We start from the raw sequence: 11831 nt of genomic DNA, 5'->3' as shown, positions 1-11831 counted from the left end.
TACGGCTCACCCCGCCGGTGACTACTGCGCCGACCGCGCCCGAGCCGTCATCGGGTCGGTCGAGGGAACCCGGGATCACACATGAACATCGCGCTGCAGTGGAACGCCCGGCGAACCGGACAGATCGCGCTGGGGTACGGCTGCTACGCCCCCACCGGCGCGTCCGTGGAGTCCGTCATGGTCACACGCGGGCGATGGCTACCTGACCTGCTCCCGACCGCAGCCGTCACCGGATTCATCCGTGCGGCGCCTCTGGCGAACCAACCGATATGCCCGGAGTGTCGAGAAGCGCCTTGAGCGCCTGGACGTGCCCGGCATAGGCGCGCCGGCCCTCGGGGGTGAGGCTCACCCAGGTCTTCACCCGGCCCCGGCCGGTCGGCTTGGAGATCGCGAGGTAACCGGCGTCCTGCAGCACCTTCAAGTGTTTGCTCAGCACCGAGTCGGCCACACCGAGAATGTCCCGCAGCACCGCGAACTCGGCGCTGGACGAGGCGGCGAGAAGCGCGCAGATCCGCAACCGGTTCGGCGCATGCACCACCTCGTCGAACCGCCCGGTCATACGCCTGCCCTCAGATAGGCCCGCAGTGCGATGTCGAACCGCCGGCACAGAACGATGGTGCCGACGAACTGCGCCATGGCCAAGCACCACACCGGCCACAGCAGGTCGGTCAAGCCCCCGATTCCGAGGGCCGCGACGGTGGCCAGGGCTGTCAACCAGCCCAGCGCGCCGAGCCACCGGCCGGCGGGGCCCGCTTCGAAGCCGGACACCCAGAAACCGGTCAAGCGGCGATAGGCGCGAGCGAGCGCGGCGCTGCCGACGACGAGCAGCACGACGCCCCCGATCTTGACCGCAGCACCGCCGAGCCCGAACGCGAGGACGAAACCGGCGAGCAGCAGTCCGAGGATCGGGTGATACCACCACGGGGTGATCAGCCGGTCGGCGATGGCGGCGCGGGCTTCAGCGATGAGGGACAGGTCCTCGGCACTGTTCCTTTCCATGATGGAAAGTCAATCACATTCCAACTTGGAAAGTCAACGCACGGTCCAGGTCAGGTGCTGTAGGCGGCGTACGCACCCCGCCGGGTCACGCCGATGATCTCGACATTGGGGCAACGCGCCTGTGACGCGTGACGGCGCCTCGTGGCCACACACCTCTTCTCCAGCGGAGGGGCCGTACGAGTGCGGCGGGTGGTGGAGACGGTAACGGTATCGAGACGAACTCCGGCTAGGCTCCACTCGACGCAGCCCGTTCCTTCCCTTGGGAGCTGCCATGGCGGGTGGGACGAACCAGCTGAACCTGTGGGTGGTCGACGACTCTGCGGATCCGCAGGAGCTGGACGAGCTGACCGCCACGCTCCGCGCCGAATTGCTCGACTTGGATGTCGTGGTCGGCCTCTCCCAGGCCGGCGAGGCGCCGGAAGGCAGTAGGGCGATCCTGTCCTTCGCCATCGGCGGCCTGACGGTCGCGCTGGCGGGCACCGAGTTGCTCGGTGCCCTCGTGGAGGCGGTGACCGCCTGGCTGACGCGGCACAGGGATCGTTCGGTGAAGATGAGCCTCGACGGCGACCTGCTCGAGGTGACGGGCGTGGCGTCGCCGGATCAGCGCCGGCTGATCGATGACTGGCTGACCCGCCGCCGGTCGCGGCAGGAGCTCACCGAGGCCACGCCCCGCGGCGGCCGGCGGGTGGCGCTGATCGTGGCCTGCGACGACTACCGCGACTCGGGGCTGCGCAAGCTGCGCGCGCCCGCCACGGACGCCGACGCGCTGACCCGGGTGCTGGGCAATCCCGCGATCGGCGATTTCGAGGTACGTACGCTGGTCAACGAGCCCACACCGGTCATCACCGAGGCGATCGAGGGCTTCTTCGCCGACCGTGATCCCGATGACCTGCTCCTGCTGCACTTCTCCGGGCACGGTGTGAAGGACGACAGCGGGGATCTGTACTTCGCGACCTCCAGCACCAAGCTCAACCTGCTCGCCGCGACAGCGATATCGGCTGGCTTCGTCAACCGGGCGATGAGCCGCAGCCGTTGCCGCCGCATCGTCCTGCTGCTCGACTGCTGTTACGCGGGCGCCTTCGCGCGCGGCGCGACGCCGAGGGCGGGGTTCAGCACGCACGTCGAGGACCAGTTCGGCGGGCGCGGCCGCATCGTCATCACCGCGTCCAACGCGCTGGAGTACGCCTTCGACGGCCTCGACCTGGCCGATGACCAGCAGCCCTCTCCGTCCGTGTTCACCGGTGTGCTCGTCGAAGGGTTGGAGACCGGCGAGGCCGACCTCAACCAGGACGGGTACGTGGGCATCAACGAACTGTACGACTTCGTCTACGAGCGGGTGCGAACGATCACACCCAAGCAGACGCCGGGCAAGTGGACGTTCGACGTACAAGGTGATCTGGTCGTCGCCCGGCGCGCTCGCCCGGTCGAGCGGCCCAGCGAACTGCCCGCCGAACTGCGCGGAGCGCTCCAGAACCCGCTTCCCGCTGTGCGCGCCGCCATTGTCGGGGAACTGGAGCGCCTGCTGCACGGCGCACACGCGGGGCTCGCCCTGGCGGCGCGAATGGCTCTGCAGGAGCTGGCCGACGACGACAGTCGCATGGTCTCCACCGCCGCCACCCAAGCCCTCGCCGGGCCGAGCACCGCCGCTCAACCGACCCTCACCGCCAAGCCCAAACCCACCGCTGAGCCCGAACCCGCCGCCAAGCCCGAACCCGAACCTGCCGCCGAGTCCCAGGCCACCGCCGCACCGGTCCAGCCCTCTACCCCGCCTCAAGCGACCAGCCCAGCTCGGCAGCTCGTCACTCCGAAGGCACCTGCCGTCACAGGTTCGATCGGTGCGATGTGGCGGCGCTGGCGGTTACGGACCCGGGTCGCTCTCCTGGCCGGGCTGGCGGTGACTGTGGCAGCGGCGGCCATCACCACAGTGATCGTGAACGGATCACCTCGTGACAATGGCGGCCAGAGCAGCGGCGGGGGTGAGGCCCCGATGACGTCGGTGGCGTTCAGCCCGGATGGCAAGACCGTCGCGATGGCGAGCTACCTCAGAAGCGAGATCTGGTTGCGCGACGCGTCAACCGGAGCCGCCCTGTCCACGCTCAACACCTCCGGCAACACCAGTGGCCTCTATGGCCTGGCCTTCAGCCCGGACAGCAAGAAGATCGCCGCGAGCCGCGCCGACAACTCGATCCACCTCTGGGACGTCCGCACCGGTGAATCGATCACCGATCTGACCGGTCACACCGAGGGCCCGCTGGTCAACGGCGGTCGTGCCAGTGTCGTACGAGCCCTCGCCTTCAGCCCGGACGGCAAGACCCTCGCCAGCGGCGGCATCGATCAGACCATCCGGCTCTGGGATGTAGTCGGCGGCCGTACCCGAAACGTGATCACCGGTCACACGGGCGAGATACGGGCGCTGGCCTTCACACCCGACGGCAAGACCCTGGCCAGCGCCAGCGAGGACAAGACCATCGGCCTGTGGAACCCGGCGAACGGCCACACCAGGAGCACCCTCACCGGCGCCCAGGACGGCATCCACTACCTGGCCATCAGCCCGGACGGGAAGACACTGGCCAGCTCCAGCGGCGTCGCGTACACCATCCAGATATGGGACCTGACGACCCGTACCAGCAAGGACCTCAAACCCGGACACACCGACGGGGTCGGGCCGCTGGCGTTCAGCCCGGACGGCAAGACGCTGGCCACCGGCAGCTCCGACAAGACGATCGTGCTGACGGATGTCGCCACCACGCGCCCGATCGGCACACTGACCGGCCACAGCGGTCAGATCGCCGATCTGGCCTTCAGCCCGGACGGCAAGTCCTTGGTCAGCGGCTCCTACGACGGTACGGCGCGCCTCTGGGATGTCGCGACCCGTCGCTCCCTCGTCACCGTAGCCGTCTTCCCCACCCCGACCAGCTCCAGAAGCTGAGCGAGCCCCGACAGATCCACAGGTCGGGAGCCTACGCACGGCATATCCGCGCGTTTTTCGGCGACCTCTGCTTCCTCATGGAGGGCGTTATTTCGTAGGACGCTTGCCGCGGGACTGGCTGATCGGTTGGCCCATGTCGCGAGTGTCCGCCAAGCCCAGATCCTCGGCGTTCGCCGCGATCAGGTCCGCCAGACGGTGCAGGATGCGCCCGCGCTCGGCGGTGTAGAGGTCGACCGAGGCGAAGGTGGCGCCCGAGGCCGAGGCGGACTCCTCGCCGTCGATGAGATGACCGAAGAATTCCATCAGCTCGCCTCTCCTCCCGATTCTCTGGCTGCCTCCCGCTCGGCGATGGTCACGTCGCCGGCCGCCCAGTGCGTCGCCGGCAGCTCTCGTACGGCGACGCGGACGCTCTGCTGCGGCACCTCCAGCGCCCGTACGACCGCCGCGGTCACCTCGTGGATCAGCGTGCGGATCTGGTCCGGCGTGCGGCCATGGACCAGCGTCACCTCGATCAGCGGCATGTCAGCCTCCCGTTAGATGGAGCGAACCAAGATTGGTGAAATGTACTGCGACCGTGGTGCCCGGCCGCACGGGCACGGCGTCGGCCATTCCACGGCACCAGGTCCAGGGCCTCCGGTGCTTGATCATTTAGGTGGGGCTCGCTAGGGTTGGGCGCCTTTGCCAGATCCTGTCCGCTCGTGCCTGAGGGTGTTCCCGTGCGCCGCTACCGTTTCGGCAGAATCGCCATGCTGTTCGCCGCCATCTATGTGGCCGCGGTCGTCGTGTCCGGTGTTCTCGCGCTGGCCACCGGCGACCCCGCGCTGCTGCGCGAGATCGTCACCGGCGGGTGGGACCCGGAATTCGTGCCCTACACCTGGTGGGTGGAGCTCCTCATGGTCGCGGGCGGAGTCCTGCAAGGCTGGGCCTACTGGCAGGTGCTGCGCGGGCGGCCGACCGGCGCTGCGGCGGTCAACGAGCGGCCCGTCCGGTTGTTGCGGGCGGCCTTGTACCTCAGCATCGCCTGCACGCTGCTGTATCGGTTTCCGATCCCGTACCAGTGGTGGCTCGGTCTGCCCTCCGACCTGCTCCAAGTCGCCATCATTGGGTTGTTCTTCGTGGTCCTCGCCGGAAGCCTGCCTCGATGGCTGCGGCTGCTCGGGCTCGTGGCGGGGCTGGCGAACGCCGCCATGGGCATGGCCGCCACTTTCGCCGTTGGCCTCGGCCAGTACGACATCCTGCCGTTCGTCTCTCCGTACCAGCTCGGCAACACCGTCTACCTGCTGTGGCTGGTGCCGGTCCTGGCCGGCCAGGCCAGGGACGCGCGCTGGACCCGAGGCACCGTGCGGATGGGCGGGGTTTCGGCGGCGCTGTCGCTGCTGTCGACCGGAGGTCGTTCGATCATCTCGTTCGGTGGTTGGGGCATTGACTACCACCTGTTGCTGCTCATGGTCCTGAGCATTCTGGGCGTCTTCGGGATGGTGTGGCAGGCCCGCTCCGCCCACGACCTGGGCGGCCCGATCCCCGTGCCGTCTCCGGCGCCTCCGGTCCAGGTCGCACCCGCGCGGGCGTGGCCCCTCGCCGCCGTGGCCGTGGTGCTCCCGCTGATCCCCGCGGCCGTCAACCTCGCGGACGGCATGCCCGTGTGGATCGGCCCCAGGGGCGCGGTCGACGAGCTCTTCCACGGGTACCTGAGCTACCCGGTGACGGTGCTCTGGGTCGCCGTGGACCTGCTCGTCGGGGTCGGCGCCCCGGCCGTACTGGTCCTGATCGCGCTCGTACGCAGGACCAGACGGCTGCTGCGTGTCACGATGCTGGTCCTGACCCTCGGCGCGGCGGCAGGCGTCGTCACCGCGCTCACCACGAAGTCCGAGGCGGACTGGAAGACCATCCCCGAGATGACCGAGCAGCGGCTGGCCCTGTACCCGGACGGGCTGTTCGAGCCGAACGACAAGGGCGACATCCTCTTCGGACTCTCCCCGCTGTGGTACAGCGTCGCGCTCGCCGCCTCCGCCCTCGTCCTGCTCGTCCTGTACGGCGCCCCGTCCACCGCCCGCCTGCGCCACCACGTGCTCGTGACGGCGCTGGCCACCTCCGTGGCCCTGTGCTTCCTGCCGGCCGCCGACCAGTCACGCGGCCCGATCACCACGGCCGCGAGCTGCTCACCGCGCGAGCCCTGGGAGAACGGAGTGGCCACGGAGGAGCCCGCGCCGCCGACCGGTGAGCGCGCCTTCATCTGCGCGGTACGTCAGCACAACACCTTCGATTTCGCCGCCACCGCGCCCGACCAGGTGCTGCTCGCCCACGGCCGTCGCCTGTGCGCCGCCTACACCCGTAAAGACCGGCGCGAGCTGGCCCGCCTGCAGGGGACGGAAGGGGAGAATCTCCCCGGCCTGAGCGGGGTGCTCGCCGGGATCTGCCCGGCCGCGAACGCGGATGTCACGGCGGAAGCGGCCGCCGAGGATCGCGAATTCGACGAGATGATGGCCGAGGAGCGCCGCAAATGCGACGCCACCCCATCTCACCGCCCCCTCATCGAGCCCGCCAAGGCGATCCGCCTCAAGGATCCGGAGTGGCCCGAGGCGGGGCTGGAGCTGTACGACGAATTCTCCGAGGAGGGCAAGAGCACGACCGCCGGCCGGGTCATCGCCGGGCCCGGCAGCGTGACGGTGAACACGCATTCCGACTTCCACGTCTGTGTCACGCTGGAGACCTACACGCGCCGCCCACCGGTCGAGACCAAGGGCTGGGACGACGTCGTCGAGGTCGGCTACGCCAACCAGAGCGGCGAGATGAGCTTCATGGACGGCCTGAGCGGCACCGAACTGCCCGACCTGTCACTCAAGGGTCGCAAGGGGCACTACCGGATCCGCGTGCACTTCGCCTGGTCTCCCTGGAAAGGCGAGAAGTACGGCACCCAGCAGCTGCTGATCATGGCGTACCCGGGACCGGGCGACAAGGTCACCACCTACCGCAGACCGCCGAAGCGGCGTTGACGAAGTCCTCATCACTCGTGCTGATGTCGGTCGCGGTCACGTCTAGAAGATCAGGCCGGTCGTGTCCTGGGGCGCCGCAACCAGCGCGGCGCCCCATTCCGGTCCGCTACCCAGCTCGGCCAGGCCGGGGTCGCCGAACCGGATCTGCATCATCGGCCTGGCTCACATCCCCGGCGGAAACCAGGCTTGAAGGTTCTGAGGGTTGATCGGCACTGAGATATGTTCGTGCGTGATCAACCACTTGTCATTCGACCGTCGGCAACAGACGGTCGATCGTACCCATATCGCGCTCTGGAGCCCGTTCTTACGCGTTCCGCTGTCTAGGTGAAGCATGTGCGCGAACGCGACGTCTGCGCTCGTCACAACGGTGAGGTCGTGCGTTTCCAGGCCGATGGGGCCGTCGTATTCATCAAACCACCGCACAAAGTTGCCGCGGACTTCATCGGATCCCGCGAACTGGAGAGGTGGCACGACATCGTAATAAACGATGTCGGAAGAATAATGTGACATGAGTCGATCAATGTCCTTTTTCTGGCAGGCATCGACTCGACTGTCCAAGAACGCCCTAACCTCGGAATCGTTCGTAGTCATCGCATCCTCCGTTCAAGAATTCTGACCGCAACCAGACGCGTGCTGGATCAGGCGGCGCGGCCGGCCTTGAGCGCGGCCGCGGTGTCGACGACGCGGCGGGCCTGGTGGCGAGCCGCCTGCAAGGTCACCTCGCTGGGTGGGCCGTCGCCGGTCACGTGGGAGGTGCCGTAGGGGTTGCCTGACTGGAACTGGATGGGGTCGGTGTAGCCGGGGGGCACGATGATGCCGCCCCAGTGGTAGAAGGTGTTCCCCAGGGCCAGGAGGGTGGATTCCTGTCCGCCGTGGGCGGTGTTGGAGGCGGTGAAAGCCGAGTACACCTTGTCCGCGAGCTTGCCCTGGAACCACAGGGGACCGGTGGTGTCGATGAACTGCCTGAGCTGGTTGGCCGGGTTGCCGAAGCGAGAAGGGGTGCCGAAGAGCACCGCGTCGGCCCACTCCAGGTCGTCATGGCCGGCCTCGGTGACGTCGGCGGTGTCCTGCAGGTGCAGGGCCCACTCCGGCCTGGCGCTGATCGCCTCCGGCGGGGCCGTTTCGGCGACCTTGCGCAGTCGCACGTGTGCGCCGGCCTTCTCCGCGCCCTCGGCGAGGGCTTGCGCCAAGGCATGCACGGTGCCTGTCGCACTGTAGTAAATGATCGCGACCTTCACGGGTTCCATGATCGGTTTCCTTCCTTCGCGTTCGGTTCATCGGTACGACGACACAGCCCCGCACAATGTGAGGCGACGCGCCGACCTCACCATCCGGACCGAGACCATGCTCCTTTGCGATCTCAGGGATCTCCTCCGACAGGTACGCGTTCTGGATGCGGATGGGCGGCTTGCTGGGCCGGTGACGGCGCAGGAGACCTACATCTACGCGATCTACGCGAGAATCAGGACGTGCAGCGACCACGGCAAACTCCCGGCTGGGCCCTGTGGGTCACCGTCTGATTTACGTGTCGCGGCGGCCTGGCCGTATAGATCGCCGACCCGCCTGGTGAGCTTCAGAACACCGGCCGCGGCGGACAGGTCGCCGCACCACAGTCGCATTACGCACCCCGAGTCTGAAGCGCCCGATCCGCCGGGCGGAGGAGACCGCCCCTCTAAGAAATTCGAGTGCGCCGTGAGCGCGGCCGGGTGTTGCATGGATCGGATGATCGACGAACCGCTGGAACGACTCCGCGCCGCCGCACGACGCACCCGTGAACTGGCCCTGAACCGGGCGGCCACCGGCCTGGGTCACGAGGACGCCGACGACGACGTCGGCACGATCGGCACGGACGGTGCCCTCGGGTTCGACCCGTTCCCGCTGCTCGAAGCCCTCCACCGCAACGGCGTCCAGGCCGTAGTGATCGGGCAGGTCGCCGGCATCATGCACGGATCCACCGAACTGACCGGCGATCTGGACCTGCTCTGGGACGGCACCCCGGCCCACACCCCAGCCCTGGCGGCCGCCTTCACCTCCGTCAACGCCCAGCTCGCCGACGAAAAGGGCAACCCTCTGGCAACTCACCCGGATTGCTTTCTCCGCCCCAAAGTGCAGTTCACCTCACCCGAAGCCGGCGGCGACTGCTGCACCCCGGCGCTCCCCTGGGGCAACCTTGACGCCCGAGAGTTCCTCGACCGCGCGATCACCGCAGTCGACCCGGGCGGCCTGGAAGTTCACTACGTCTCCCGAAAAGACCTGATCCAGATGCGCCGCGCCATAGGCCGCCCCAAGGACCTCCGCCGTGCAGACGAACTGGACTCGTCCGCCTCCGACCGCCGAGGTTGACGGCCCACCTCTGCCGGTGCCGGCAAGCTCGTGGGCGGACCGCCGCCGGCCATGCATCGAGACGGATGAGCGCGTGGGCCGTACCGCGATCAAGGTCGCGCGGTGGATTTGCGGTGGTGCGAGGCGCGGGCTTTGGCGCGGTTTCCGCAAAGGTCCATTGAGCACCAGGTGCGGCGCCGATTGCGGGAGTAGTCGTAGTAGGCCCACCGGCAGCTCGGCTCCCGGCAGGCCTTGAGCCGCGTCCACGTGCCGGCCGCCATGGCCTCGGCGACGACGGCGAGCAGCCCGGCCAGCGCCGCATCCACCGGTACTCGGGTGCGGGCCACCAGCCGGGGCGGAAGGACCGTCGCGTCGAGCATCACACGCCGCTGTTAGGTCAGTTGCGTCATTGCTGGTCACGGCCCTTCGACGAGGACCGTGACCAGTAGCAGCTTCAGATGCCGATTACTCCGCGCCGGCGAGTTCGCCCTCAAAGCGCTTGCGCAGCGCGTCCTTCTCGGGCTTCGGCAGCCAGCACGCCTCCACCCCGGCCAGTGCCATCGCACGCAGCCGCTCATCCGGTACGGCGAGCTGATCGGAGAGGATCCGATACTCGTTCGCCAGCGATGTCGGGAACATCCCAGGGTCGTCGGAAGCGGGAATGACGTTGAGCCCGGCCTCGAGCATCGCCGCGATCGACGCCCGCCGCCACGGCCGCCACGAGCGCCGCGAGGTGGTCGAGATGACGGTGAACGGGATCTGCTCATCCCTGACCCTGGCGACGACCTCGTCGTCCTCGAGTACGAAGTAGCCGTGGTCGATCCGGTCGCACCCGAGTACGTCGAGACAGGTGACCGTGTTGACGGCGACGGGCGCGTGCTCGGAGGAGTGAGCGGTACGGCGCAGCCCGGCCTCACCGGCGAGCCGGAAGGCGGCCTCGAACCGCTCGGGCGGCCCGGCGGTCTCCAGGTTGTCCAGCCCGATGCCTGCCACGTAGTCGTGCGGGTGGTCCGCGACCGTGCGTATCCAGGAGAGCGCCTCCTCGCCCGACTTGCTCCGGTCGACGGCCGCGATGAGCCTGCCCGACATGCCGAAGTCGCGTTCCGCCATCCTGATGCCCTCGGCGTACGCCTCGATCACCGTGGCGTACCCGAGCTTCTCCTGATGTCCGGTCAGCGCGTCGAAGGAGACCTCGAGATGTCTGGTCGCGCTGGTCCGGTGGGCGTTCTCGAATGCCTCATAGGTGATCCTGGTGAGATCGTCAGCCTCGCGCAGGACCTGGACAACCCACGACGACACCTGGAACAGCGAGTAGGAGACCTCGGGCTCGTCCGCGCTCCTGCCCTGCGGAACCGGGATCCGGGTGTTCAGGTAGAGCGCCGGGTCCGGCGGCAGCGAGTTCACATCCGCGTAGATCCGCTCCGGCGTGTCGGGCAGGTCGAGCCTCTCCCGCCTGGCCAGCTCGGCGAAGGTCGAGGCGCGTACGGTGCCGATGAGGTGGCAGTGCAGATCGACCTTGGGCATCAGGTCAAGGTTCACTTGCCGGCCACCTCGCGGGTGAAGCGGTCGACCCAGGTGGTGCGGGTGTCGACGAGCTGGGCGGGGTCGAGGGTCTTGAACCCGGCGGCCACGGGGTCCTTCGCCGCCTCGCCCGTCACCTTGGCGATGTCGGCCGGGATCTCGGCCTTCAGGTTCGTGGGCAGGTCACCGACGGCCTTCGCCATGGCGCTCTGCGCCTCGGCCGACAGCATGTAGTCGATGAACTTCGCCGCTCCCTGTTGGTTCTGCGCGCCCTTGGGGATCATCGCCCGGTTGGTGGCCATGTAGCGGCCCTTGGCGGGAGCCGTCCAGGCGATCGGCTCGCCCGAGGTGACGAGCTTGGTGGCGAAGCCGCTCAGCGCGTCGGCAGCGACGATCTCGCCTTGGTTCAGCAGGTTCGTGACCTCGGTCGAGGAGGTGTAGAACTGCAGGACGTTCGGCGCCCAACCGGCCAGGGTCTTCAACGAGGTGTCGATGTCATAGGGGCCCTTGCCGTACGACTCACCCACCCCCGAGACCATGAGTTGTCCGGCGGTCACCGAAATATCGGGAAGCGCGACCTTTCCCTTGTTCGCCGCGTTCGCGAACAGCGCCCAGTCGGCGGCCTGCTTCTGACTGAGCTTGCCGGTGTTGTAGATGATCCCGTTGAGCTGGTGCGTGTAGGCCGGCCCCTCGTAGGTGCCCTCGGTCGCGAACGGCGCGAGCTCCTTGATGTTGGGCACGTCGACCTTCTGGAAGAGGCCGTCCTTCTGCCCGAGCGCGGCGAAGTAGTCGGAGATCAGCACCACGTCCGCCTCCGGCTTGCCCTTGGTGAGCTTCAGCTTCGACAGCCGGTCGGCGTTGGACCCGGTGTCCAGCTCGACCTTGATTCCCGTCTGCTTGGTGAACGGAGCGACGACCGCCTGCTCGAACTCCTTCACCCCGAAGGGGAAGGTGCTGACGACGATGGTCTGCTGATCGGCCTGCTTCTCACCGGAACCGGAGCCGGAGCATCCGGCTGCGGCGAGCACTGTCAGGGCAGCGGCCAGTACGGCACGGCGCGTGGGCAT

Annotated in this window: 12 protein-coding genes; 3 read left to right on the top strand and 9 right to left on the bottom strand. The window is 68.1% G+C overall.

Annotated features, from left to right (window positions below):
* Positions 1-235: 235 nt before the first annotated feature.
* Positions 236-559: a transcriptional regulator gene (locus tag KLK06_RS48380; RefSeq protein WP_214642514.1), complete on the bottom strand. Its 324-nt coding sequence runs from the start codon at positions 557-559 to the stop codon at positions 236-238.
* The gene (locus KLK06_RS48375; protein ID WP_214642513.1) at positions 556-999 is read right to left on the bottom strand and encodes a hypothetical protein; all 444 of its coding nucleotides are present in this window, start codon (positions 997-999) and stop codon (positions 556-558) included. The genes KLK06_RS48380 and KLK06_RS48375 overlap by 4 nt, the downstream gene beginning before the upstream one ends.
* Positions 1000-1270: 271 nt before the next feature.
* Between KLK06_RS48375 and KLK06_RS48370 the strand changes: the two genes are divergently transcribed.
* Positions 1271-3928 carry a caspase family protein gene (locus tag KLK06_RS48370; RefSeq protein ID WP_214642512.1) on the top strand — a complete coding sequence of 886 codons (2658 nt, stop codon included), beginning with the start codon at positions 1271-1273 and terminating at the stop codon, positions 3926-3928.
* An 87-nt stretch (positions 3929-4015) separates the two neighbouring features.
* On the opposite strand, the gene KLK06_RS48365 is transcribed toward KLK06_RS48370, so the two are convergent.
* On the bottom strand, positions 4016-4231 hold the full coding sequence (locus KLK06_RS48365) for an aldehyde dehydrogenase family protein (protein ID WP_214642511.1): 216 nt from the start codon (positions 4229-4231) through the stop codon (positions 4016-4018).
* Positions 4231-4449, bottom strand: coding sequence for a tautomerase family protein (locus KLK06_RS48360; RefSeq protein WP_214642510.1), 219 nt, complete (start codon positions 4447-4449; stop codon positions 4231-4233). The genes KLK06_RS48365 and KLK06_RS48360 overlap by 1 nt, the downstream gene beginning before the upstream one ends.
* A 195-nt stretch (positions 4450-4644) precedes the next feature.
* Here KLK06_RS48360 and KLK06_RS48355 point away from each other — a divergent pair, with 195 nt between their 5' ends.
* Entirely contained in the window at positions 4645-6921 is a 2277-nt protein-coding gene (locus KLK06_RS48355; RefSeq protein WP_214642509.1) for a DMT family transporter, read from the top strand.
* 162 nt (positions 6922-7083) lie between these two features.
* Here KLK06_RS48355 and KLK06_RS48350 read toward each other — a convergent pair whose 3' ends face one another.
* Both KLK06_RS48350 and wrbA read right to left on the bottom strand, forming a co-directional pair.
* Positions 7084-7512 carry a nuclear transport factor 2 family protein gene (locus KLK06_RS48350; protein WP_214642508.1) on the bottom strand — a complete coding sequence of 143 codons (429 nt, stop codon included), beginning with the start codon at positions 7510-7512 and terminating at the stop codon, positions 7084-7086.
* 47 nt (positions 7513-7559) lie between these two features.
* Positions 7560-8168: an NAD(P)H:quinone oxidoreductase gene (gene wrbA, locus KLK06_RS48345; RefSeq protein WP_214642507.1), complete on the bottom strand. Its 609-nt coding sequence runs from the start codon at positions 8166-8168 to the stop codon at positions 7560-7562.
* Positions 8169-8643: 475 nt separating this feature from the next.
* Between wrbA and KLK06_RS48340 the strand changes: the two genes are divergently transcribed.
* On the top strand, positions 8644-9264 hold the full coding sequence (locus tag KLK06_RS48340) for a hypothetical protein (RefSeq protein WP_250907180.1): 621 nt from the start codon (positions 8644-8646) through the stop codon (positions 9262-9264).
* 89 nt (positions 9265-9353) lie between these two features.
* On the opposite strand, the gene KLK06_RS48335 is transcribed toward KLK06_RS48340, so the two are convergent.
* The 3 genes from KLK06_RS48335 to KLK06_RS48325 all read right to left on the bottom strand — a co-directional run bounded on the left by KLK06_RS48335 (position 9354) and on the right by KLK06_RS48325 (position 11831).
* Positions 9354-9623, bottom strand: a complete 270-nt coding sequence (locus tag KLK06_RS48335) for a CGNR zinc finger domain-containing protein (protein ID WP_250907209.1) — start codon at positions 9621-9623, stop codon at positions 9354-9356.
* A gap of 85 nt (positions 9624-9708) precedes the next feature.
* On the bottom strand, positions 9709-10782 hold the full coding sequence (locus tag KLK06_RS48330; protein WP_214642505.1) for a hypothetical protein: 1074 nt from the start codon (positions 10780-10782) through the stop codon (positions 9709-9711).
* On the bottom strand, positions 10779-11831 hold the full coding sequence (locus KLK06_RS48325; protein WP_214642504.1) for an ABC transporter substrate-binding protein: 1053 nt from the start codon (positions 11829-11831) through the stop codon (positions 10779-10781). The genes KLK06_RS48330 and KLK06_RS48325 overlap by 4 nt, the downstream gene beginning before the upstream one ends.

The organism is Nonomuraea sp. NEAU-A123 (assembly GCF_018603905.1).
Lineage (GTDB): Bacteria > Actinomycetota > Actinomycetes > Streptosporangiales > Streptosporangiaceae > Nonomuraea.
This window is presented reverse-complemented; position numbering and strand designations above follow the sequence as displayed.

Coding starts and splice junctions, on each gene's coding strand:
- KLK06_RS48335 (WP_250907209.1), bottom strand. CDS start 9,623: ATGCTCGACGCGACGGTCCTTCCGCCCCGGCTGGTGGCCCGCACCCGA.
- KLK06_RS48360 (WP_214642510.1), bottom strand. CDS start 4,449: ATGCCGCTGATCGAGGTGACGCTGGTCCATGGCCGCACGCCGGACCAG.
- KLK06_RS48375 (WP_214642513.1), bottom strand. CDS start 999: ATGGAAAGGAACAGTGCCGAGGACCTGTCCCTCATCGCTGAAGCCCGC.
- KLK06_RS48365 (WP_214642511.1), bottom strand. CDS start 4,231: ATGGAATTCTTCGGTCATCTCATCGACGGCGAGGAGTCCGCCTCGGCC.
- KLK06_RS48340 (WP_250907180.1), top strand. CDS start 8,644: ATGATCGACGAACCGCTGGAACGACTCCGCGCCGCCGCACGACGCACC.
- wrbA (WP_214642507.1), bottom strand. CDS start 8,168: ATGGAACCCGTGAAGGTCGCGATCATTTACTACAGTGCGACAGGCACC.
- KLK06_RS48325 (WP_214642504.1), bottom strand. CDS start 11,831: ATGCCCACGCGCCGTGCCGTACTGGCCGCTGCCCTGACAGTGCTCGCC.
- KLK06_RS48350 (WP_214642508.1), bottom strand. CDS start 7,512: ATGACTACGAACGATTCCGAGGTTAGGGCGTTCTTGGACAGTCGAGTC.
- KLK06_RS48380 (WP_214642514.1), bottom strand. CDS start 559: ATGACCGGGCGGTTCGACGAGGTGGTGCATGCGCCGAACCGGTTGCGG.
- KLK06_RS48370 (WP_214642512.1), top strand. CDS start 1,271: ATGGCGGGTGGGACGAACCAGCTGAACCTGTGGGTGGTCGACGACTCT.